General features: G+C 60.3%; 13 protein-coding genes. 9 read left to right on the forward strand and 4 right to left on the reverse strand.

Going from position 1 to position 24,425, the window contains the following annotated elements; genetic code table 11:
* Positions 1-353 precede the first annotated feature (353 nt).
* The 8 genes from AC1RQ9_RS15620 (at position 354) to AC1RQ9_RS15655 (ending at position 9,550) form a co-directional block, all read left to right on the forward strand.
* The gene (locus AC1RQ9_RS15620) at positions 354-734 is read left to right on the forward strand and encodes a hypothetical protein (RefSeq protein WP_485987720.1); all 381 of its coding nucleotides are present in this window, start codon (positions 354-356) and stop codon (positions 732-734) included.
* Positions 735-745: 11 nt separating this feature from the next.
* Positions 746-2,002 (forward strand): TolC family protein, encoded by a 1,257-nt coding sequence (locus AC1RQ9_RS15625; RefSeq protein ID WP_485987722.1) that lies wholly within the window; start codon positions 746-748, stop codon positions 2,000-2,002.
* Positions 1,999-3,150 carry an efflux RND transporter periplasmic adaptor subunit gene (locus tag AC1RQ9_RS15630; protein WP_485987723.1) on the forward strand — a complete coding sequence of 384 codons (1,152 nt, stop codon included), beginning with the start codon at positions 1,999-2,001 and terminating at the stop codon, positions 3,148-3,150. Before AC1RQ9_RS15625 ends, AC1RQ9_RS15630 begins: the two co-directional genes overlap by 4 nt.
* Entirely contained in the window at positions 3,150-6,224 is a 3,075-nt protein-coding gene (locus AC1RQ9_RS15635; RefSeq protein WP_485987724.1) for an efflux RND transporter permease subunit, read from the forward strand. The genes AC1RQ9_RS15630 and AC1RQ9_RS15635 overlap by 1 nt, the downstream gene beginning before the upstream one ends.
* A complete protein-coding gene (locus AC1RQ9_RS15640; RefSeq protein ID WP_193731333.1) occupies positions 6,224-6,895 on the forward strand; it encodes a response regulator transcription factor in 672 nt (223 codons plus the stop codon). The genes AC1RQ9_RS15635 and AC1RQ9_RS15640 overlap by 1 nt, the downstream gene beginning before the upstream one ends.
* The gene (locus AC1RQ9_RS15645) at positions 6,892-8,241 is read left to right on the forward strand and encodes a sensor histidine kinase (RefSeq protein ID WP_485987725.1); all 1,350 of its coding nucleotides are present in this window, start codon (positions 6,892-6,894) and stop codon (positions 8,239-8,241) included. The genes AC1RQ9_RS15640 and AC1RQ9_RS15645 overlap by 4 nt, the downstream gene beginning before the upstream one ends.
* A gap of 75 nt (positions 8,242-8,316) precedes the next feature.
* Positions 8,317-8,856, forward strand: a complete 540-nt coding sequence (locus AC1RQ9_RS15650) for a cytochrome b (RefSeq protein ID WP_485987727.1) — start codon at positions 8,317-8,319, stop codon at positions 8,854-8,856.
* Positions 8,843-9,550, forward strand: coding sequence for a VIT1/CCC1 transporter family protein (locus AC1RQ9_RS15655; protein WP_485987729.1), 708 nt, complete (start codon positions 8,843-8,845; stop codon positions 9,548-9,550). Before AC1RQ9_RS15650 ends, AC1RQ9_RS15655 begins: the two co-directional genes overlap by 14 nt.
* An 855-nt stretch (positions 9,551-10,405) precedes the next feature.
* On the opposite strand, the gene AC1RQ9_RS15660 is transcribed toward AC1RQ9_RS15655, so the two are convergent.
* The 4 genes from AC1RQ9_RS15660 to AC1RQ9_RS15675 form a co-directional block, all read right to left on the reverse strand.
* Positions 10,406-12,511, reverse strand: coding sequence for a hypothetical protein (locus tag AC1RQ9_RS15660; protein ID WP_485987730.1), 2,106 nt, complete (start codon positions 12,509-12,511; stop codon positions 10,406-10,408).
* A 19-nt stretch (positions 12,512-12,530) separates the two neighbouring features.
* A complete protein-coding gene (locus AC1RQ9_RS15665) occupies positions 12,531-13,868 on the reverse strand; it encodes an efflux RND transporter periplasmic adaptor subunit (protein ID WP_485987732.1) in 1,338 nt (445 codons plus the stop codon).
* Positions 13,869-13,888: 20 nt separating this feature from the next.
* Positions 13,889-14,710: an efflux RND transporter periplasmic adaptor subunit gene (locus tag AC1RQ9_RS15670; RefSeq protein ID WP_485987734.1), complete on the reverse strand. Its 822-nt coding sequence runs from the start codon at positions 14,708-14,710 to the stop codon at positions 13,889-13,891.
* Between the two features lie 97 nt (positions 14,711-14,807).
* On the reverse strand, positions 14,808-16,469 hold the full coding sequence (locus tag AC1RQ9_RS15675) for a TolC family protein (protein ID WP_485987736.1): 1,662 nt from the start codon (positions 16,467-16,469) through the stop codon (positions 14,808-14,810).
* A 370-nt stretch (positions 16,470-16,839) separates the two neighbouring features.
* On the opposite strand from AC1RQ9_RS15675, the gene AC1RQ9_RS15680 reads away from it, so the two are divergent.
* The coding region (locus AC1RQ9_RS15680; RefSeq protein ID WP_485987737.1) for a DUF4347 domain-containing protein at positions 16,840-24,425 on the forward strand (7,586 nt) is incomplete at its 3' end.

The raw sequence follows: 24,425 nt of genomic DNA on the forward strand, positions 1-24,425 counted from the left end.
AAGACCGCAGACGGGACTTCCGTCCGTTCTGTAGTTAATTTAGAACAATTTCATAATAAAAAGCAACAATACTAAATTTAATTAATAAACACTTGCATTGTTCAATGTATTTGAATATCAAAATGATAATCATTTTCATAATATAAATTTATTTTTGTAGATGGGGTGTTCAGGTTCACGTCAGGTTTCTCTGTTATCGGTAGAAAGTCATCGTCGTGATGGCAGAAATTTATGTATAACGGGAACAGACGTTTATTATGCAGAAGATATTGCAGGGTGGTCTGTATATAGCCTGTATTTTCTTTCTGATGGTATCGCCTGCCTGGGCAGAAAGGGGGACAGAAGGTATATGCATGACAGTTCAGCAGGGCATTCGCCTGCATGTGGACGGTATGTATGGTGGTTATCCCCATTCCGTACTGCGCGATGCAGTGCTGCAGGGCGTGGCGTGTCCGTCTGATGAGGCTGAACTGCATGCGTTCACGCTGATTGCGGACCCGTCACCGCATCTGCGTATTACCGTTACGAGGCCCATGGGGCAGGGGCAGCAGGGGGTGATTTCCGCCCGACTGTTCTCTAACGGGCATTTTGTCATTGGGGAACGTATGTCCCTTTCCCCCCTGGCGCGTTCCCAGTCTCCTTTTTCAGTGACATCTGACATCAACCTCATGATGGCGCGGCTGTGGAGCGATCTTGCCGAACGGATCAGTCATGGTGGTCCCGTCATCCCATGATGGCCTGAAGCATGAACCACACCATGCATCCCATCCTGTCAGCCGCCATGGCCTGCGCCGTGGCGTGGTTGGCGTCCGCCCGGGTTCAGGCTGCTCCCCAGTCCGGCCCATCCTTCCATGAAGCGGTCGCAATGGCGTGGGCTATTGATCCCGTCCGTACCGAACTGCAGGTCGGCCATCATGCCGCCCGTGCCCGCGCCAGTGCCGCAGGCTCATGGTTTGCCGGTGGCCCGACCCTGTCGGGGGAATACATGGATGATCATATGATAGGCAGTAATGAGGGCTACACAACGTATCAGGGCGCTGTGTCAGTGCCGCTGTGGCTGCCAGGGCAGGGTAGCGCCACGCAACAGGTCGCAAGCGCGGAAGCCGCGTCGATTGATGAACAGCTCAATGTCGAACACATGGCGCTGTCCATCCGGGTGCTTGATGCTGCTGCCGCTGCCCTCATCGCCCACACCCGGATGGATGTGGCCCATATTCTGTATGATGCGACAGCGCGCATGGCTACTAGCGCCGCGCGTGCGGTGCATGGTGGCGAACTGGCCGCGACCGATGGGCAGATGGCGCAGTCCGCGATGGAGAACGCCCGCAATGAGCTGGCGCTGGCGCAGGAAGAGGCTGAAAACACCGCCACCGCGCTGGAGGTGCTTCTGGGGCGTCCGGCCGTGCCCGATCTGGCGCGTTATGGGGCGGGAGATGTCACACACGCCCGCTTCATCGCGCCGGGTGACATGGAAAACAATGACCCCCGCATCAGGGTGGCGCACCGCAATGTCGAAGCCGCCGAGGCCAACATGAAGCTGGCGCGCCGTTCTTTCATGCCTAATCCGGAAATTGGTGTGGATGCCATCCATGAAAAGCAGTACGGCAGCCCGTGGGATGATCGCGTGGGACTGAATTTCAGCATTCCCTTGCCTAGCGAGGTCCGCAATACCCCCATCATGTCCGAAGCACGCAACCGGCTGGCTGCGGCCACCAGCCAGGAAACACAGGCGCGGCGCATGGTGCATCTGGAAATGACGCGGGTGCGTGAACGCCTGATCGCGGCCACTACGGCGCGGCAGGCCTCCCGCATCGCCGCCGACAGTATGGAAAAGCGTGCCACGGCACAGGAACACGCATGGCGCGTGGGCGAGGCCAGCCTGGATACGGCACTTGCCGCCCGGCAGGCGGCGGCCGGCAGCCAGATGGCCAGCGCGCGGGCCGATGTGGAATGGCATGTCGCCACCATCCGCATGCTGATCGCAACTGGCATTGTGCCATGAGGCACATTGCCTTTGCGCTGCTGCTTGTGGGGGCCGGTTGCCTTCCGGCCCGGGCGGAGGAAGGAACGCTGCCCCCTGTCGTGAAGCTGGATGCGGCGGCTGTTGCCAATGAAGGCGTGAGCGTCGCCACAGCCATGCCCGGCACGGTTACGCCCGTACTGCCGACCGTAAGCCGGGTCATGCCTGATACGACGCGGGTCGTGCATATCCACCCGGCGGGTAGCGGCAAGGTGCTGGCAGTTCTTGTCCAGCCGGGCACTTCCGTGCGGCGGGGGCAGGCGCTTGTGCGCTATCAGGATCATTCCCTGCACGTTGCACGCCTGCAGGCGGTCCAGATGCGTGCGGCGCTCACGGCTGCCATTGCGGCCCGGACCGATGCGGCAGGCGCGGTGCAGCGGGCAAGGACGCTGGCAGGCGAGAGCATATCCATGGCCGAACTGCGCCGCAGGCAGGATGTGCTGGCGCAGGCAGACGCCATCATGCGGGCGCGACAGGCGGATGTAGACACGTTGGGCCACCGCTTTGCCGAGGAGTTCAATTCCTCATCGGAACAGGACAGCCAGGGTGCGGAAGATGAAACCTCCATCCTGATTTCCCCGGTCGATGGCATGGTGCAGACGATCAGTACGTCGGTGGCGGGCGACGTGGATCCGAGCATGGACGTGGCCACCGTGGCCGACCTGTCTCATGTCTGGATCGTATCGGATATCGCGCCCGATCAGGCGGCACGGATCGCACCGGGTGGCCAGCAGGTGACACAGGCAGCCGGCGGCCCGCTGATATCACGCATCGATACGGTGGATGGCATGGCCAGTCCGCTGACCGGACTGGTCCGGGTCATAAGCAGTGTTTCCAACCCCACCGGCGCTCTGGTGCCCGGCATGGTGCTGGACGCAACACTGGCGCAGCGTGACAGCGTGGCGGGCATTGTCGTGCCGTCTGAAGCCATCCAGCGTATTGGCGGGCGTAGCGTCGTGTTCGTGCGGGTGGACCAGACCGATTACCGGCCCGTGGTGGTTGATGTGGCGCTGGATAACGGGCGGCAGGCGGTGCTGCGTTCCGGCCTGAAGGCAGGTGAGGCAGTGGTTGGCCATGGCAGCTTCGCCCTGCGTTCTGTCATCGGTCTGGCCGGAATGGATGCCGACTGATGGTGCACGCCTACCTTGCCACGCTGATCCGTGCGCGTATGCTGGTGCTGGGCGGGCTTGGCCTGCTGCTGGCAGCGGGCATCATGGCGGTGCCAGGCCTGCCGGTGGAGGCGGTGCCGGATATTTCACCACGGCAGGTCCTCGTCTCGGTCGTGGCCCCCGGCCTTGCGACGGAGGAAGTGGAAAAACTCATCACTTTTCCCGTAGAGGCCAGCATGACCGGCATTCCCGGCATGACCGACCTGCGCTCCGTCTCCCGTGGGGGGGTGTCGGTAGTGTATGTGCAGTTTGCCGACGGGACCGACATCAACCTGGACCGCACCCGCGTCAATGAACGGATCCAGCAGGCGCGCGCCGCCATATCCGTGCCCGGCATCACGGTCAGCATGGGACCGCTGGCCACCGGCATGGGGGAGATCATGCAGTTCCAGATCCGGGGCGCCGGGCGCTCGCTCATGGATCTCAACCGCATTATGAACTGGACCGTGGTGCCGCAGATGCGCCTTGTGCCCGGCGTGGTGGATGTCAACGTCAATGGCGGGGCGGAAGAAACCTATGAGGTCACGCTGGACCAGGCACGGCTGATTGGCAGCAATCTTTCGGTAGGCGAGGTTTATCACGCGGTGGACGGCAGCAATGCGGCATCCGGCGGCGGGTGGATCACCCACCATGCCGAACAGCAGGGCGTGGTCGGGCGCGGGCTGGTGGGAAGCCTTGCGGATTTTGGCAATATCGCCGTGCGCACCAACGCCGATGGTTCAGTGGTGCGGCTGCGCGACCTTGGCCACGTTACCACGGGTGCCCGCACCCGGCTGGGAGCGGTAACGCGTGACGGGCAGGGCGAAATCGTGATCGGGGTGGTGATGATGGAAAGCGGGGCCAGTTCCAACGCCACCCTTGCCGCGATAGACCATGCCCTGCCGGGTATCAGGCAGGCGCTACCCAATGGTGTCACGCTGGAACCCTATTACACCCGCGCCACCCTGACCGGACAGACCATCGCCACCGTGCGTGACAACCTCCTGATGGGGGCGGTGCTGGTGGTCGGTGTGCTGGTGGTGGTGATAGGAAGCTGGCAGGCCGCCCTTGTCATTGCCTCGGTCATTCCGGTCGCCCTTGTCTGCGCCATGGCGGGGATGCGGCAGTTCGGCATTTCCGCCAACCTGCTCAGCCTTGGCGCGATCGACTTCGGCATGATCGTGGATGGCACGCTGGTCGTGATCGAACATCTCCTGTCGCGGCGGGAGGAAGAACCAGACGCTGAATTCATCCCGCTGGTCATCTCGTCCGTGCAGCAGGTCATGCGCCCGGTGGGGTTTGCCATACTGGTCATCATCATGGTCTACCTGCCCATCCTGACCCTGCAGGGGATAGAGGGGCACATGTTCCGTCCCATGGCGCAGACGGTCATCATGGCGCTGCTGGCGTCGCTTGCATACTGTTTCATCTGCGTGCCGGTTCTGGCGGTGCTGGCGCTGGGGGGCGTGCGGCCTGCGGGGGATACGCGGCTGATCACCACTCTGCGCCGCCCCTATACCCATATGATGACATGGGGGAAGGCCCATCCACGCATCCTGTTCGGCGGCACGCTGGCAGTGCTGGCTGTGTCGGCGGTCCTTGCCACACGGCTGGGTGGCGAGTTTATTCCTCAGCTTGATGAAGGCGCGCTGGCGGTCACCACCACGCGGCTGCCCTCCGCCTCGCTCGACACCGTGCTGGCGTCGGTCACGAAGCAGGAACAGATCCTGCGCCGCTTCCCTGAAGTGCGTTCAGTAGTCAGCAATACCGGCACATCCGCCATTCCGACCGACCCGATGGGCGTGAACGAGACCGACAGCTTCATCTTCCTCAACCCGCCCTCCACATGGAAGACCGCCCGCACGCAGGCGGGGCTTGTGGCCGCGATGGATGACACGCTGCGCCGCGAACTGCCCGACGCGCTGTATTCGTGGAGCCAGCCGGTGCAGATGCGCATGGACGACCTGCTGTCCGGCGTGCGCACGCAGATCGCGGTATCGATCTTTGGCAATGACCTGGCCACGCTGGCCGATCTGGGCGACCGGGTGGTGGCGGTGATGTCTGCCGTCAGGGGGGCGGCAGATGTGGCAGCGGCGGGGGATGGCACCGTGCCGCTGATCGTGGCCGATATCGATCGCATGCAGGCTGCCAGCCGCAATGTGGCGGTGCAGGACATTCTGGATACGGTGGAGGCGGTTGGCGGGCATATCGGCATAAGGCCGGTAATCGTTGACAATGCCATCATCGGCACGCAGGTGCGTCTTGACCCTCGCACTGTTACATCTGCCGTCGCCGTCGGCGCGTTGCAGGTCCGGCGCATGGACGGGCAGGGAAATGTCCTGCTGTCGCAGGTGGCGCATGTGCATGAAGTCGATGGCCCGCCGCGCATAAGCCGTGACCGGGTTCGCCGGCGCATGGTGGTGCAGGCCAATGTGCGCGGGCGTGATCTCGCGTCATTCGTGGCTGAGGCACAGGCCCGTGTGGCACGGGATGTGAAACTGCCCGCAGGTTATACCATGCAGTGGGATGGGCAGTTTCGTAACCTGCAGTCGGCGGTGCAGCGGCTGGAAATCGTGCTGCCGATTGCCCTTGGCCTGATCTTTGCGCTGCTGGTTGTGGCGTTTGGCGCGGTCAGGCCCGCGCTGCTGGTATTCATTAACCTACCGGTGGCAGCAACCGGCGGCATCGTGGCGCTGACCGTGCGGGGCATGCCGTTCAGCATTTCGGCGGGGATCGGCTTCATCGCGCTGTTTGGCGTGGCGATCCTGAACGGCGTGGTGCTGGTCAGTGAAATCGCGGCCCTGCGGGCACAGGGCATGGCTGTGGCGCAGGCGGCCTTTGCGGCTGCGCAATCCCGCTTCCGTCCCGTCATGGCCACGGCCCTTGTCGCCAGCCTTGGCTTTTTTCCCATGGCATTTTCTGAAAGCGCAGGCGCGGAAGTCGAGCGCCCGCTGGCCAGCGTGGTGATTGGCGGGCTGGTCACGTCCACGCTGCTGACCCTGCTGGTACTGCCATCGCTTTATGCCCGGATGATGCAAGAAAAGGATCAGGACTGATGCGTATCCTTATTGTGGAAGATGAACAGGACCTGGGAGCGGCGGTGCAGGAACGCGTGCGGCTGGAGGGACATGCCGTGGACTGGTTCACGACGCTGGAGGATGCGCGCGCGGCCATGGCGACGGTGGATTATGATTTCATGCTGCTCGATCTTGGTCTACCGGATGGGAACGGGCGCAACCTGCTGCGTGACATCCGCCGGACACCATCGAATATCGCCATTCTCATCACCACGGCGGAAGACCAGATCAGCGACCGTATCGCAGGCCTGTCCGACGGGGCGGATGATTATATCGTCAAGCCCTATGACCTGAATGAACTCGTGGCCCGTATCGCTGCCGTTGCGCGGCGCTATGCGGTCCCCCGCAGGCGGCCCCATTACCACATTGGCGAGATTACGATTGACCGGGAAAGCCGCTCGGTATCACGCAATGGGCGGTTGCTGGATCTGACCGCACGTGAATGGGCCATTATGGAGTTGCTGTCGCGCAATCCCGGCCGGATCTATTCACGCCCGCAGATTGACACGGCCCTGTATGCGCTGGACCAGGATGTGGATAGCAACACGGTTGAGGTTTTCATAAGCCGCCTGCGCAAGAAGGTGGGTAATAAGGTTATCAGGACTGTCCGTGGTCGTGGTTACTGTCTGACCGATGGCGAAACCGTATGAAGAACTGGAGCCTTGCCACCCGGATTGTCAGTGGTGTCCTGAGCATCGTGACGCTCAGCCTGCTGGCCCTCAGTCTTGCCGTCGCGGGGTTCACTCGCTACGAAATAACTGAACGGCTGGACAACTCCCTGCAGGAAGTTTCCGAACGGCTGCAGGCCACCATCGCGACACAGTCCCATGGATCGCGCGATACTGTTGCGTGGGTACCCGATGTCGGGCCACGCACACTTGCCTATCAGGTGGTCGATCAGTCAGGGCATGTCGTGTTGCGCTCACAGAATGCGCCGGTTCAGTCTTTTGTGTCAGATATCCATACCGGGTTTGCCGATACGCCCCGTTTCCGGGTCTATGTTGCGGCGCCGACTGCCACGGCCTACCGTGTCCTGGTAGGGGAGCCTACGTTGCATCGTCGTGGTGCCACGTGGCGCGCAACGGCGATTGCCATCCTGCCAATACTGGTTTTCCTGCCAGTCATCTGGCTGCTGGTGCGCCTGATCGTGCGGCGGGCCCTGCGCCCGCTGGACCGTCTGCATGATGAAATGCAATCCCGTGGCAGCGGCAACCTGCGGCCCGTCCCGTCGCTTGATCTGCCGGTCGAGCTTGTATCCATCCAGCATGCCGTCAATACCCTCCTGTCGCGACTGGAAACCGCCCTGTCCACCGAGCGGGCCTTTGCCGCCAGCGCCGCGCATGAACTGCGCAACCCGCTGGCTGCCCTGCTGGCGCAGGCGCAGATGCTGGGCCGCATGGTACCTACGGGTTCGGATGCGGTCCGGCGGGTGGAAATCATCGCGGACCGGACCCGCAGACTGGGACAGACAGTGGAAAAACTACTGCAGTTTTCCCGCGCATCCTCGGGTGTTGCTTTCCGGCGCAACCGCTTCGATCTACTGACCGTGCTACGTGTCCTGGCTGACGATCTGGACCATAACCCGCGCGAGGGGTGCGGCATCATCCTGAATGCAAACGGGATCAGCCATATATTCGTGCATGGTGACATGGATGCGACCGGCATCATGCTGCGTAACCTGCTTGAAAACGCGTTGCTGCATGGGATGGGCAACATGCCGGTGAATGTGACCGTCCTGCCGGATGGTAGCATTGATATCATCAACGATTGCGCGGCCCTGGCACCTGACATACTGGCGCGGCTGACCAATCCGTTCGTGCGCGGTGGAACAGGCAAGCGCGGCAGCGGCCTCGGTCTGGCCATCGCCAGCAATATCGCCAGGCAGATGGACGCGACCGTGTGCCTGCGTTCCCCCCTTTCGAAATCAGGCAGGGGGTTTGGCGTCCGCATTACTTTTCCCGCCCCTGACGTGAAGCAGTCACCGGGTGAAGCTTGAGACTGCGCGTTCAGCTTCGCGTCATATGGAACTGATACGCATATTGGCATGATACAGGAAACGTCCCCGGACCATATGCGCTATGATGTGCCGACAGTCCTTTTCCACTGGAGTTGTGCGGCACTCATCGTGCTTCAGTTCATAAGCGCGAATATATGGAACCTGTTTCGCCACTCGCTGCATCACCAACTTGTGGTTACCCATCTGACAGCGGGAATGGTGCTGAGCGTTCTGCTGCCCCTGCGCATCGCGTGGCGGATTGGGTGGGGACGGCGCATATCGGCGTCAGACCGGAGGATGGATGCTGTTGCAGTCCGAAGCGTTGAGTACAGCCTGTACGGACTGACCATGATGGAAATCTGCCTTGGGTATCTGTGGCGATGGGGAAACGGACAGGCCATGAGTTTTCTGTCCGTGCAGATCATGTCTCCGTTTGGGAAATTTTCGACACGGATCGTGGGCCTGCTGCATGAACTACATATGTGGAATGGCTGGCTGATCATGTTGCTTGCTACCGGTCATGCACTGGCAGCGTGTTTTCATTACTTCATCCTTCGCGACAATGTTTTGAAGCGCATGCTCATTACAAGGAACATATTCAATGAACGTAATTGATAAGGGCATGTCTGAATCGGGAGAGGTGCATGCGACAGCCCGTCTGGGCTGGCTCCGGGCCTCCGTTCTTGGGGCGAATGATGGCATCCTGTCCACTTCCAGCCTTATTATTGGTGTTGCAAGTGCCCATACCTCTCAGGCTGGAATCCTGCTGGCTGGTATATCCAGTCTGATGGCTGGCGCCATGTCCATGGCTGCGGGAGAATATGTGTCTGTCAGTTCTCAGGCAGATTCAGAAAAGGCAGATCTGATCCACGAAAAAAAGGAACTGGGTAGTAACTGGGATTGGGAAGTTAATGAACTGGCAGGCATATATCGTCAGCGTGGGCTTGACGATCTTCTGGCGCACCAGGTTGCCATTGCATTGATGAAACATGATGCGCTGGGTGCCCATGCCCGCGACGAACTTGGTATTTCCGAGGTAACGGCAGCGCGTCCGGTACAGGCTGCCCTGGCATCCGCATGTGCATTTGCACTTGGCGCCATACTGTCCGTGCTTACGGCCGTACTATCACCTTTCAGGCTGGTGTCATGGAGTGTCTCTGTCGTTTCCCTGATCTGTCTTGCGATTCTAGGAACTGTCGGAGCGCTGGCGGGGGGTACGGCGCCTTGGCGTCCTGCATTGCGAGTGATATTCTGGGGTCTTATGGCTATGGTGATTACCGCAACTATTGGGAATATATTCAATAATTAAAAATATAAATTTTTATTCTGTTAAGCGTATGATGGCGGGCGTTCGGGCTGCACATGAGGATGGACGGACAGGTAACGCTCCATACCATTGACTTGATGCGTGATGCTGCACTTGACGGGCATTGGCTGGCCTATTTGCAACGGAATAGGGCGGCTTTAGCTGCGATAATATCCGTCTTGCGGAATGCATCACGACACGTGATGGAGCCAAGATGAGACAATTCTGTTGAAAAGGTCGCTTGCTGTATCGGGCAGATAGGGTCTTGTAAAAAGCTTGATGCTTCTTTTCTCGTTCATGCGGTCTTCGGGAGGGCGCTGACTGCCGCTATTTTAAAGATTAAAGCGGATCAGCAAGCAATGCCTTGGTGCTGAGCAACACCACTTCTGGTTCGGAGGGGGATTTATTGATGGCATATATGAAGTCTTCAGGCGTATGCAGAAAAGAATTTTAGAGGAACATACATTTAAACTCGCTTCCTTCTCGAATTGCGATTGTCGTAATTTGAGAAGAAATCCTGTCCCGCAACCAAGCCTCATTTAATATTATCAGCATGTTAATGCGTCTGGAAGGGTGGCTTTCTGCGTTTGGAACACCCGCGCAGGATGCAAATGGGAGTGAAACTCCAGCGTATCGCACTCCTATCAGGCCGCCGAGGGGGCCGCCCTGCGGGCCGATCTGGCTCAGCGGGCCATGTCTACGCATTTTCCGGTCACGGATGGGTATTGTGTGATTGGTGATTTCGCCTCGTTGCCGGGATGCCCTATGTCGCCGAAGGAGGTGACGCCCGGCCTGAATATGGGATGTCAGCGTGAGGGATTCCATGCGGTTGGGCGTGTCGAGGTCATACGATCCCTGCTACAGGCCAGCTTCTCCCATAAAAACCGAGACAATCTTGCGATAGGTCCGCTGCACGAAGCTGGTGGCGGTGGCATGTATGCGGACCATTCCCTTCATGCGCCGCCTGACCGGTGGCAGCGGCCCGTCGGGCAGGATAATAACCTGATAGACCGCTTCTTCCGGCACGATCCTGTGGCTGGTCTCGTCCCGGTGTGCCTTGATATGTCCGCCATAAAGGGAGGCCTGTTCCAGCGCATCGATTTCAGGGACTGATGCAACCGAAATCGACTGTACATGCCCCGTTATCCGCCTGGCACCAGGGCTGTTGGCCAGAAAACTGGCCTGTGCTCCGGGCTGTATGAAGCTGATGTCCGTTTCATACACATATGCTTCAATGGCGGTGTGGTCGTCTGTTATGATTGACCCGACATACTCATGCTGTTTCAGTGTATCACCGACATGGATTTCCGGTGGAACATCTACCAGCATGCCGGCAAAGGGAGCGGTAAGGGTCAACTGTCTTATCGCGGCTTCAGCCCGTAGGCGCTCGGCTGTTTCCTGCTCGATCTTGTCGCGCGTATCATCAAGCGAGGCTGTATCTTCCACGCCAAACATCCGTTCTGACAACGTGGCGTCCAGCGTTGCCAGTCGTGCAACTGATACGGCACGGTCATGGTCAAGCTGGGGGGAGCGTAGTTCGGCCACGGTCTCGCCTGCCCGTACCATGCTGCCTGTCGGGAGAAGGCGTACCACCTGGCCGGGATCCTGCGTGTAAAGCATGCTCTGCCCTTCTGCCCGCAATACGGCAGGCGCACGAACAGAGTGACTCCATGGCAGTACAAGGAATGCAAGCAGTATGGCAAAAACGGCGCCCGTAACATGCACGCGGCGGCTAGCTGGCGCATACAGGGCCTGGCGTGCCCATTGTGCCAGTTCTCTCATGATGGGGCGGGCAACAAAGAACCAGATTTCAATTCCCATCAGAATCACGCCCAGCGCGGGAAAAACCGCATGATAGACAACCAGTGCGATACCGGTGAACAGGAAAAAACGATAAAGCCATGTAGCCATGCTGTAACCGGTCAGCATGAGCCCCCGGTATGCGGGAAAGACCTCGGGCGGGGGTGTATCCATGCCAAACAGGAATTTTCGGGTGCGCCAGCGTGTCCACGCAAAGGCGCGTTCCTGCAGGTTGGGAATCCCCATAAGGTCGGAGAGAATATAATACCCGTCAAACCGCATCAGCGGGCTAAGATTGACCGACAGGGTAAGGATCCATGTCGAACTGCTTAACGTAAACAGGCTATCACGGAATGGGCCATCGGGCACGATGCTCCAGAGAATGGTGGCCAGGGTGGCCAACATGATTTCTGCCACCATCCCGGCGCAGTCGATAACCAGCCGGTCACGCGCACGGACCAGTCGCCATGCATCGGTTGTATCGGTCCATAAAACGGGACACAGGACCAGAAAGGCGACCCCCATTGCGGGTACCCGGCAACCAAAATGTCGTGCCGCAATACCATGTCCCAGTTCATGCACCATTTTGCTGCATGTTAGCGCCATAGCAATGCCGATCGCACCTTGCGGGGTGATGAGATGCATGAACCCCGTGGCATAAAGGCTCCATTGCTGCACGACCAGGATCAGCGCCAGCCCTACCGCCAGTACAAGGCCGGTACAGAACTGACGGGTAAAAAGCCAGTTCGTTAACGGCACGCAGCGTTTGAGGACAGGATCGGGATTGCATAACCGTACCCGCAGGAAAAGGTAATGATGCAGAATCCATGATAACAATGGTGGCTTGCGCGCCTGCCGGGCCAGCAGGGCACTGTCTGCACTGGTCTGGGCAGTGGTCAGCCCGGCCTGCCGCAGGAAGGCGGCAAAGGCCGTGACATCGGCAGGCTGCGCATCAAACGTGGTCTGCTCACGCACGACGCGGGCAATCGTGTCCGGGTCAGCCAGGTCCCAGCGCTGCAGGATTTCCATTTCCATGCTGCCAAGGCGGACGTAACGGTGGCGGGCAGGGTCATAAAGCGTCCATGTCGGCGCGCCGGTCACAACAGGGCCAGGCAACAGTTCCAGGTCATCACGCAGGACAGGCCAGGGGGCGGGCGCATTCATGCGTCGCCTTCCGGGCCAGCTAAAATGAAAGCCATTGCCGTACTATGCCCAGTGGTTTGCGCAGGGCCCACAGCACCAACAGGTGCCGCGGGCCATAGATGCGCGCGGTGCCACGCAGGCCAAGGCGGATGTCGCTGTCCAGATCGGCACGCAGGGTATAGGCCAGCGTGCCCGCAGGGGTAGGTGTGCTTGCGTAGGAGGTAAAGACCAGATGCCCTTCTGCTGGATGATCGGGGTGCACATTGTCAAAAAAACGCACACGCGCATCGGTGGCGAAATGTGCGACCTCGGTTGCTGGCAGGCGGATCTCGATCCGGCGGGACAGGGCAGGGGCCACCATGAGGATACGCTCGCCCGCTTCCACCGGGCGGCCTATCCATTCGGAAGGATCGTTATAAAGCGCCAGCCCGTCTATCGGGGCGGTCAGGGTGGCGCGGTGCAGCAGTTCGCTCTGGTAACGCATCTGGGCCGCTTCCTCATCAATGCGGCCCTTGAGTTCACCCGCCTGCGCGCGGGCCTTGGCATCAAGCATGCCTGCCTGAATGGCTTCATCGTACTGGGTGCGGGCCACTTCCAGCGCCTTGCGGGCAACCTGATACTGGCTTTCAAGCTGCGCGCGCTCCAGTTCCACCAGCGGTGTACCGGCCTTCACCGCTGTATTGGGAGCGACATCAAGCTGATGGACGATACCGGCAAAGGGCGCGCGTACGAAAGTGGGAGCAACCGGTACAACTTCAGCCGGGGCCAGAACCCATGAATGGACCGGGTAGAACGCCACCAGCACGGCAGCCGCCAGTACGGCGCCGATGCGTCTGCGCATCCGTGTATCACGTGGCTTGGGAGGTTGAGAGGCGATAAGCTGCCGACTTTCCGCATATTCGCCGCCAATCATGCACAGGGCCTGGATGTCGGGCTGTGTCCATGCATCCGCTCGTGCAACGAGCAGTGTGCCCACGCGGCCATGCCGTCCGAGCAGCGGAATGAGCACGGCATGGGGAGCCATCCATTGCACCCATTCATCGCGCAGTGCGGCAGGCAGGGTCGCTGTGTCAATTACCCTGGCCTCGGCCTGTGGCGTGATGCTCTCGAATACCCGGTCCAGCCAGCGCACATAGGGGGCTGCAGAATCGAACACCGCCGTGCCGGATATGGCAGCAATCCCTGCCTTATCCGTGCGGTAAAGGGCAGCCTGCTGGTAGGGAAGGAGATTATGGCTTTCGTTGACCAGCACGAAATCCAGTTCATCGGACGGGCAGGTCCGCAGGCGTTCGCATAAATGCACAAGGGCCGACAGCCGCAGCAATGCAGCCTGCCGGCCCTGCTGCATGCGCACGGGATCAGGCGAGGGGGAGGTCATGGTCCGTCAGCCGCACGCCCTCATTGACCAAACTGGGCTTCTCCTGTCATGCCCGGTAGCAGGTCAGGGGCCGGACGCGTCAGTTTGCCATAGACCTTGATGGTCTTGCTGACGGGGTCCACTTTGCCTGAAATTCGGCTGACGGTTGCGGGGTAAGTGGCATCCGTCTCCAGTATATGGACCTTGAACGGTGTACCGGGCTGCAGATGGCGCAGTTCCATGGATGAGACGATCATGGACAGTTCAAGCGAGGTATCATCCAGTATTTCCAGCATGGGGGTCCCGGCTGAAAGATACTGGTAATTATGCACCATGGTATTGGAGACTCGCCCGTCAAACGGGGCCTCGATCACGCACTGGGCCACAACGGCGGTGGCCATTTCCAGATCCGCATTGGCCGCGCGTTCATCGGCTGCGGCCGAGCGCAGGTCCGATACACTCCATTGCCCCAGCGCCTTCATCTTGTTCTGTACATCAAGGAGGCCACGGCGCTTGATGTATTCGGCATGGGCATGGGCAAGGGTTGCCTTCTGCTGGCCACAGCGGAACTCGGCCAGGATGTCGCCCTTGTGAAAATGGTCACCGTCGCGCAAAGGAAATTTTTCAAGCTGGCCCGACATGCTGGCGCTGATCTGCGCACTCATGGGGGCGGTTACCTGTACGCTGGGGGTATGGACCGCCGTGCTGTCCGGCTCCGACATGGGGGGAATATCAGGCTGCTGGACAGGTGCCGTAGCGGTCGATGTGATGTCAGCGTGTGCGAGCGGTTGTGCTGTCTGGGCCAGGAGTGTGCCGGGCACAAGGCCAAGCGACAGTGCGGAGATAAACGAATATATGCGCATATATGCAACCGGCCTTCCGGAATAAAGGCACCACTACCGCCCGGGGCGATGGAGCTTTATAACATTACTTATTAATAACAATTTACAAAATGGCAGATCAGCCGGGTGTAGCGGCAGGCTGTGCCGTATCCGTCTGCGCGACAGGCGTGGAAGGCGGCGCAGCCTGCGGCACCGGCACCGCGACAGGTGTCGTGCTGTTGCCTGCATCCGGTTTCTTTACATTATCGGGCAGCGTCAGGTCAGGCAGGCGGCCGTTTTCCCACAGGGCAATGGAATGCTCGACCTGCGCCGTCAGATGCTTGAGGTCCTGAATATCGGCATTGGCGGGCACAAGGTCCACGCCGATGGAGGCATACAGGTTGGCCAGCGCCTGATGGGTATGGGCAAGGCTGCGGCTGTATTCAAGCTGGCCGAGCAGGGCCGCCATCTGGTGGCGTACGCGATTGGCCTCGGACTGTGCGCCGGCTGCGGAAGCGGAGACGGCAAGCTGCTCCATCTGCAGGCTTACATCGTTGATCTGTCGCGAGGATTTGAGAAAATCCACTGCCGTGACGTATTTCTGCGCGCTCAGGTTGATCTGGGCCAGAATGGCAACACTCAGCGCAAGGCGGCGCATTTCCGAGAGTTTGACATTGCCCTTGGCCACGGCGATGGCACGCGGTCCCTGGATCATGTTGATCAGGTTGACAGTCGCCCGGACCCCGATCTGCCCCCAGATGTGGTGATAGAGCAGGGCATTCGAATCAAAGTTGCCGTTGCCGATGGCGCCAATGCCAGGCATCATCTTCAGGATTTCCTTGTAGACATCCTGCCGGTCAACTTTCTGCTGGTACACTTCCATGCGCAGTTCAGGGCGCATGACCAGTCCCATGCGCTCGAGTGTGGGGATGTCGAGATTGCCCAGCGGCTGCACATCCTGCGGGTGGGTGGCAAGGTTGAGCTTTTCATCCTGCGGCACGTTGATGAGCGAGGCGAGCTGGATCTGCGCGCCGACCAGTTCATCCTTGATGCGCCGCATCTCACCCAGGATCTGGATGATGTTCTGCTGGTAATCAAGCAGCGTAAGGGGGGACTGAAGGTGTGCGTTACCCGCATCCTGCGATGCCGCCAGCATGGTTTCCGCATCGTGGATGATGGGGTCAAGGCGGGGCAGCATGACCTGGGCTGCAGCGGCTTCCCAGTAATTGGTGGTCACGGCCTTAACCAGATCATTGATGGCGCGCCTGCGGCGCTCGACGGCAATCAGGGCACGGAAAGCCTGCTGGCGGGCGGAGAAATAGCTGATGCCCGCATCCATGGCGTTCCATGAAAAGCTGATGTCGCCGCTGCCATGGCTTGGCATTTCGGAATAAGAATAATCCAGCGAACGCTGGTTGCTGAATTCGTCAATACTTTCAGCAGCATTGTTATTGCTTCTGTCTGTATAGCCCGCATCGGCCGCAAGGTGCGGCAGCATCTGCATAAGCGCCAGGTCAAGCTGCTTTTCCTGCTGGTTGATCTCAAGCTTGGCGACCTGTGAATCATAGTTGAACTTGAGCGCGCGCGCGATGGCGGTGCCAAGTGTCAGGTCACTATCGAGCGGCAGATAACGCGCCTCGATCGTGGCGTGATCGGCATCCGCACGCTTTATGTGATCAGCCAGCGGCATGGGCTTGGGCCGCATGCCACACCCCGCCAGCAGCATGACTGTCGAAAGCGCAGCGCAGGAGACCAGACGTATTTTGCCACGGGTAAGCTGATGCGTCACAGGATTTACCATGAATTTCCGGGTTGTGTTCAGGTCGGCAAGAAAAATTTTAACACAAGCTGGCGGGAACAGGCTTGTGGTTACCTGATTATAGGGAACTGTATAGATCTATATATAGGCATGTAGAGCTATATATAAGTATGGTTTGGGAATATCCGCCTATTTTGCAGTTACACCGCGCCCGATACCGAGCACGGCATGGTAGTTATGGTGCGGACACATTTCTGTCAACTTCATTCGTTGTAACACGAGAAAAAAAAATGTAGATGGAATGTGGTAATTGGAAATGCAGTCGTAGCGCCCTGCCGAGTGGCAATGATTCATATCATGGAAACCATAATCTGGTATTCCTAAACAAATTGTTGATAAAAGTGGATTTTTCATGCGTCTGATTCTTGAGCAGAGATATCTCTTTGATGGCAGCGTGGCGCATGTCTCCCATCACCACGGGGCGGACAGGTACCACCAGGAGAATCAGGGCGAAAACGCTCATGATGCCCCTGTTGTGGATGAAGCCGTTGGTTCCCTGCCGGATTTACCTGCAACCACTGGTACAGGTCGGTCGGTGCATGAGCGTGATGGTAGTAAAAAAGATAATTTTACCGATATCGTTTTTGTCGATTCCCGGGTAAGCGACTGGCGCGAACTTACGGCCACACTGGGCGATAACGTGGGCGTGGTTGTGGTGGACAATACGCGTAATGGCATGTCCGTCGTCTCGCGCGTGCTGTCGCACCAGCAGAACCTCAGCAGTGTCAGCTTCCTTACCTACGGGCAGGCAGGCCAGATCGAGCTTGGCAGCACGACCATCAATGCCGCCACCCTCATGGCGGACAGTACGCAGGTTGCCCAGTGGGGCGATGCGCTGGGCACGAAGGGGCAGATCCTGTTCTGGGGCTGCGACGTGGGGCAGGGCGCGGCCGGGCAGGCGCTGGTCGAGGACCTGCATACCCTGACGGGCGCGGGGGTCGCCGCCTCGACCGATGCCACGGGCCTGGGAGCGTTGGGGGGTGACTGGACACTGGAGCGCACGGCCGGACTGGACGGCAATGCGGTGGATACGCCGTTCTCCGTCACGGCCGAGGCCGGTTATGACAGCGTGCTTGATAGCCCGACGGCCACGGTCACCATTGCAAATGCGGGCGACACCAGCAATTTGCTGGGCAATGCGTTTTCCCAGACCATCACCTTTGCCAACAATGCACAGAATGGCGTGGGCTACGCGCCCTTTGTCGAGATATTCGCCCCGACCAACACAGCGCAGCAGGATACACCGCTTACCTCTGTAACGTATCTGGGACAAAGCCTGTCCACCAAGGCTGTTACGCTGGTTGATGTTGATGGCAAGATCGGGGCCTACAACCCATACAGCAGTGGCACGGATGGCAAGCCGCAGTTCGTGACGGCGCCTGCGGGTTTCAAGGCAGGCGATACCATGTATGTGGTTTCCCTGCCGTTTGGCAGTTACACACCCAACCAGCCGACCCTCACGCTTACGGCGAATTTTGCCAATCACACGGTCGAGTCCGTCGATGCGCCCACAGGCGCGGGCACGCCCATTACCATCGCTGCGGCCGGTGGCTACCAGTATGGCGCCGATGCGCTCAACAACCCCGGCACCGACCCGACCATTCAGGGTTCTGCCGTAACCAACACCATTGACCAGAATATCGTGCAGGTGACCGCCGGTATCATCACTTCGCCGCGTGGCGAGGATGAAGTGCCCACCGGCCCGGATTATCCCGCCACCTACCAGGTGACCGTCACCCCTGCCGAAGTGACGCAGGCCAACGCCATCAAGGACATGACGCTCAATGTCACCCTGCCTGACAGCGTCAATTACAACAACAGCCCCATTACCCTGACCGGGGCCGATGGCTCGACCATCAGCGGCACGGCCACCTATGTGCCGCCCGCTGACGGCTCAAAGGAAGGCGGGTCGGTCAAGGTTACGCTGGATAGCGTGGCCTACAGTGCAAGTGCGCCCTACAAGATTGATATTCCGGTCTATGTTGGCCAGACGGATGCGGCCGGGAATTCTATCCTCAATTCTTCTGGCGGCACGACATCGCTCACCACCATTTCGGGTGCCACCATATCCTATACCGGCAACTGGACTCCGCCCGTTTCGGACGGGCAGACAGCCACGCCCGTCGCGTTGGACGAAACGGTGGACACATCGCCCACCACGTTCCAGGCCAAGGCCTTCGCGGTGCAGGAGACGGATACGATCACGAATGCGGATGGCAGTGCTGCCAGCCTGCCTGCAGGGCAGGTCATGCCCGGCGATACCATTACGCATGACATCCATATCGAGAATTCGGATTACTATTCCAGCACCGGCATGGTGGTCACCACCACGCTGAGCGATGGCCAGGCCCTGCAGCCGGGCACGAACCCCACCTTTACCTATACCGATGCCACCGGCACGTCCCATACCGTGCAACTGGGCAGTGACTACTGGTCGGCCACGCCGGGTGATAACGGGCAGACCGTGGTAAAAATGAACATCGCCCAGTACCTGGCTGACAATAACCTGCCCGCCATGGGTGCGGGCAAGCAGGGCACGATCAGTTATGCCAGCACGGTGAGCGATAACTATACCGCCACGAATACCCCGGTGACCGAAGGCGATACGATCGGCAGCCAGGTCAGTGTCAGCGCGCAGGCAACAGGCCCCGATGGCATGACCTCGCAGGTGCAGGACGATTCAGGCAGTACGCTTTCCGTGCCCGAGGGTTCGACGGGGCTGAAGATCGTGGCCATCAATGGTGTTGCCGTAGAGGGCACGGATACGCCTGTCATCCACGCGGGTGACAAGGTGACCTACGAGGCAACCTACACCCTCCAGACCGGCACCTATACTGACCTGAACCTTTCATCCTACCTGCCCCTGCCGCTCTATGACACGAGCAACCCCGCGGGTAACGGTGATTCCGCTTTCACGGCTGCCCCCAGCACGGACCTAACCCAACAGGCGGCCGGCACCTACAGCGTGGTGAGCGTGCCAAACGGTGTCGATCCGAAGCAGGTCACGGTCTCGACGCAGTCCGCGACCAACAGCATCAGCTTCGATATGGGCAACAGCGACACGCTTGCCACCAGTGATGCTGGCAAGCAGGTGGCCATGCTGTTTACCCTCAAGGCGACATCAAGCCCCTTTGCCGATGGCCTGAGCCTGACCAGTCAGGAGCAGTCCACCCTGACCAATGGGCAGAATGCCCAGACGGCCCAGTCTACCCTGCAGTCAATTACGGTTGCCGAGCCTGCGGCCGAGATCAAGACCGGCGTGGTATCGGTCATGAATGGCACCAGCGCCGATAAATCCGTCACCTATACGCCCCAGACAACGGGTGAGGGAACGGATACCGATCCCACCACCACCTTCAACGCGGCGGGGTCGGATGGCGGCGCCTATACATCGGTGCCCGCCAATGGCGTGAGCGGCCTTGGCGCGGTCAATGACCTCAATGCCACAGGTGCCGAGGGGGGCGACACCGTGCGCATCGCCTCCACGGTAGAAAATACCGGCTCGGCCGGTATGTACGACCTGACGGTATCGGGCACCCTACCTGCCGGGTTCTCTACGGCGGATGTCAGGAATTTCCAGATCACGCGCCCTGATGGCACGATAGTCTATTCCTCGGCGGCGGATGCCGCGACCGCTGCCAGCAGCTATTTCACCACGGGCGGGCTGAGCATACCGGCCACATCGGCAACCGCTGCGGTTCTGGCCCAGGGGCAGGACCTGACCATTACCTATGACCTGGCCCTGCCAACCGGCCAGAACCTTGGCGATACGCTGGTGGCCAACGCAACGGTAGTGAACTTTGGCAACAGCCCCGGCGCGGTCGAGCAGGGCGACGGGTTCGTGACCAATGGCGTGCCGCTTGGCGGGCAGGCCTCGGACCTGACCGATCCGGCAAGCGTCACCCTGCAGACGCCCACCATCAGCAAGACCATTAGCGCATCCAACCTGCCTGCAAATGACGGCGTGGATGCAGCCACCTCCAGCGGCACCATTGTCAGTGGGGAGACGCGGACCACCACCATTACCGTAAATGTGCCCGAAGGCACGCTCACCAATGGCAACGGCGATGTGACGGTGGTGGAAACCCTGCCTGCGGGCATGGACTATGCCGGGGGTTTTGCCGCCACCCTGACCGGCGCGAGCGCCTCGAGCGCCGATGCCAGCGGCAACCTGCCCGCGCCCACGGCGGTCAGGAACGCCGATGGCACCACCACCCTGACCTTTGACCTTGGCAAGACGGTTACCAATTCCAGTTCCACGCCCGGTACCATAACGCTGGCCTATAACGGTTATTATGGCGAGAACAATGCACCTGCCGATGCCGCCACGATCACGTCATCGGCGGTGCTGAACTACAGCGTGCATGATGACACGGCCACCGTGGCCGAGCAGGCCGGCCCCGCCGACGTGACCGTAACCGAGCGCAAGCCCTCCCTCACCGAAACCCTCACCGACGATACGAAGGGCCAGGCGCTGTACAGTGGCCAGCAGGTGACCTATACCCTGAAGCTGAGCAATAACGGTGATGTCACGGCCTATGACATCGATCATGCCATTACGCTGCCTTCGGACCTGACGGGCGTTACCATTACGGGCGGGGGGCAGACCATCACTGTAGCCGCGGGCCAGACATCCGTTGCCCTGTCCACGCTTGCCTCTCTTGCCCCCACCGATGCACCGGTCACCTATACCATTACCGGCACGGTTGCCTCCGACCTGCCGGCGGGCACGAAACTTGCGGTAACGGATGACTACACCTGGCATTCAGCGCCCAAGAGCAACGAATTCATGCCGCCATCGGGTAGCCCGTCCGGATCGGGGGATGCGCCGGTGACACCGCAGGACGTGCCTGAAGCGTTCAGTCGCACGGCCGGCGATGCGCCAGCGGTTGGCAACTTCACGTCCGTGCTTGACATCGTGGGTGAGAATAACGGCACCACCAGCGGCATTTCCCCCACTACGCCTGTTACTGCGGCTGATACCGTACCCGGAGACCGGGTGACCCTGCAGGGCGAGGTCTCGATCCCCGAGGGGCAGAATCAGGACGTGACGCTGACCCTCAAGGTGCCGGACAACGTGCAGCTTGACCCCACATCGCTGTGCCTGCTGCTGGCCAGCCCGAACGGGGAAATCACCTCGTCCGGCATTGGCAGTGCCACGCAGTTTGCAGAAGGGACGACACCAGCCCTGACCGTGCAGGGTGGCGGCAATACCTTCACGCTTACGGATGCGGCGGAAGCAGCGCTTAACGGGACCGGTGCGTCCATAACCGGCGTGACAACGGATTCCTCCGGGCAGACCGTGCTCACCATCAATCTTGGCACGGTCACCAACAATGACCAGTCATCCGTTCCCAACTATGCCATCATTCAGGTGGCGGGCACGGTGCTCAATACCACGGCCAATCAGGACGGTAAGACCCTCCCCTTTAGCGAGAGCCTGACGGCCAGCACGTCGCCAACACCCGCATCACCCATCTCCACCCCTGCATCCACCGTAAGCGAAACGGTCAGGGAGCCTGACGTTAAGCTGGACAAGGCGGTGACCGCGATCGATTACACCAATGATACCGTCACCTTTACCGATACCCTGACCAATAACGGCGATGCCGCGGCCTATGATGTCGCCCTCAATGATCCGCTTGTGGCAGGGCAGGAATCCGTTGATGGCGCAGTTGCGGCCACGGGCGCGGGTACGGTGGACACCACGATCAATGCCAGCGGCAACGTGGCGGTAGCCGATGCAAACGGCGTGACCACCAACGGCCTGACGCTGGCCGCTCATGCCAGCGAGACCGTGACCTATACGGTCAAGCTGTCCGACCTGACAAAGGGGCTGGCGCAGACCACGACCAGTGTGACGTGGGAATCGCTGACCGGGGCAACGCCCGCCACTTCGGGCGGAACGGAGCAGAGCCGCGATGGCTCGGCCGGGCAGGATGGCACGGCTGGTACCAACAGTGCCGATACCTATGAGCGCTCGGTCACGATGGGGCTTGGCACCCTGTCGGGCCAGATCTGGCAGGCGCTGGGCAATACGCCCGGCACCTATGACAGCGCCATCGATATCCCACTGGGCGGCGTGGGTGTTACGGTTACCGCGCGCGGGTCGGACGGCACCTATGCCACCGGCCTTGTGCAGACCGGCATCCAGACCGATGCCAATGGCAACTACGCGGTGCTGGTGCCCATCTATGGCACGCCCACATCCTCCATTGCGGAAATTACCGTGCCGACCAAGGGGGGAGCGGATGGGCTGCCTGCAAGCGAGACGGAGGTCTACAACCACGATGGCGCGGCAACATCTGCCATAACCGCCGTCAGTCCCGATGCGGATTCAGCCAATGGCATGAGCGCAACCCATGCCGACCTGGCCTATGAACTGCCGGACACCGCGCCCACCATAACAGGCTGGCAGGACATCACGCCGCACGTCACCACCGCTGGCGCCGCCACGGCAATCGGCGATGGCGCGGTAACGGTGGATGACCACGAACTTGATACGCTGACCACGAAGGGAAGCGGTACCTACACCTATGCCGGTACCATGCTGACGGTGCAGCGCTACGTTGATGGCAAGGCAGCCGCCTCGGCAACCGACAGCTTTGGTGCGCTGGCAGGCAGCGGCGTGACCATGGCGGGCGGGCAGGTGAGCGTGAACGGCACCGCAATCGGCACTTATACCGACAAGGGGGGTGTACTACAGTTCACGTTCAATGCATCCGCCACCAAGGCCGGCATTGCAACACTGGCGCAGGACCTGACCTATACCTACACGCCCACGGCTACCGACCCGGCAACACAGCTTGATGTCACGCTGGGGGCCACGTTCTCCGATGGCAATACCAACCTTGCGGGTCAGCAGGTCACCACTGGCGCACAGGGCACGGGGGGCGTGCAGACCAGTGCGCCCATGTTCACACATGTGAGTGTTGGCGGCACCACCTTTGCCACCACCTTTGCTGAACCCAATGATACCCCGGCTGCGGCATCGGCTACCGCACTCGGCTCCTATGTCTCGATAGAAGATGCCTCGGGCACGGGCACGGGATCGATCCAGAAAGTGACGGTACAGATCGGCTCTGCCACGACGCAGGACGTGCTGGCCGCCACTACGGCGGGCGGCATTACGGCGAGCATGGACAGCGCAACCGGTACCCTGACACTGACCGCAGGCACCGCCACCACGCTCAAGAACTGGCAGAGTACGCTCGCCAGCCTGAAATATTACGACAGTTCCGATACGCCCATCGAGGGCACGCGCAATGTGAGCATATCCGTCTATGAAAACGGGGCGAACACGCCCATCGTCACCAATGGCACGATTGCGGTCACCGCAGCCAATGACTCCCCGGTCCTTGATCCCTCGGTCCCGGTTTCCCTTAATGATGCGCAGGAGGACTCCCTCCCGCCGCAGGGCGCGGTGGGCACAGCGGTTTCGCAGCTGGCAGGTTATGCAGGGGCAACAGGTGGCGCGGGCAACGTGACCGACCCTGATGGCGCGGGCCTTACCGGCCAGAGTGTCGCAGGTGCTACTTCGCTGCCCGGCATTGCCATTACCAGCGCCGACACCACCCACGGCACATGGTGGTACACTACCGATAACGGCAAGACATGGACCGAATTCGCCGGTAGCGGCGCAGGCAGTGCGGTCGGCGGTGGCAATGCCCTGCACCTGATCGATAACGGGCAGACGCGGGTCTATTTCCAGTCTACCGACCCGAACTGGAACGGCAAGGTCAATGATGCCCTGACCTTCCGCGCATGGGATCAGTTTGATGGCGCGGCCAATGGCAGCATCTCCGCGCTGCCGGCTACGGCAGGGCTGGGTACGGGCGTTAATACGCCTGGTTCCGCATATTCATCAGCCGCGGATAGCGTTGCGCTGATGGATGACAACGTGAATGACGCGCCGGACGTTGTGGCCGACAACAGCGA

Source organism: Komagataeibacter ossonobensis (genome assembly GCF_057359305.1).

Coding starts and splice junctions, on each gene's coding strand:
- AC1RQ9_RS15645 (WP_485987725.1), top strand. CDS start 6,892: ATGAAGAACTGGAGCCTTGCCACCCGGATTGTCAGTGGTGTCCTGAGC.
- AC1RQ9_RS15655 (WP_485987729.1), top strand. CDS start 8,843: ATGAACGTAATTGATAAGGGCATGTCTGAATCGGGAGAGGTGCATGCG.
- AC1RQ9_RS15660 (WP_485987730.1), bottom strand. CDS start 12,511: ATGAATGCGCCCGCCCCCTGGCCTGTCCTGCGTGATGACCTGGAACTG.
- AC1RQ9_RS15670 (WP_485987734.1), bottom strand. CDS start 14,710: ATGCGCATATATTCGTTTATCTCCGCACTGTCGCTTGGCCTTGTGCCC.
- AC1RQ9_RS15675 (WP_485987736.1), bottom strand. CDS start 16,469: ATGGTAAATCCTGTGACGCATCAGCTTACCCGTGGCAAAATACGTCTG.
- AC1RQ9_RS15625 (WP_485987722.1), top strand. CDS start 746: ATGAACCACACCATGCATCCCATCCTGTCAGCCGCCATGGCCTGCGCC.
- AC1RQ9_RS15640 (WP_193731333.1), top strand. CDS start 6,224: ATGCGTATCCTTATTGTGGAAGATGAACAGGACCTGGGAGCGGCGGTG.
- AC1RQ9_RS15630 (WP_485987723.1), top strand. CDS start 1,999: ATGAGGCACATTGCCTTTGCGCTGCTGCTTGTGGGGGCCGGTTGCCTT.
- AC1RQ9_RS15635 (WP_485987724.1), top strand. CDS start 3,150: ATGGTGCACGCCTACCTTGCCACGCTGATCCGTGCGCGTATGCTGGTG.
- AC1RQ9_RS15620 (WP_485987720.1), top strand. CDS start 354: ATGACAGTTCAGCAGGGCATTCGCCTGCATGTGGACGGTATGTATGGT.
- AC1RQ9_RS15665 (WP_485987732.1), bottom strand. CDS start 13,868: ATGACCTCCCCCTCGCCTGATCCCGTGCGCATGCAGCAGGGCCGGCAG.
- AC1RQ9_RS15650 (WP_485987727.1), top strand. CDS start 8,317: ATGCGCTATGATGTGCCGACAGTCCTTTTCCACTGGAGTTGTGCGGCA.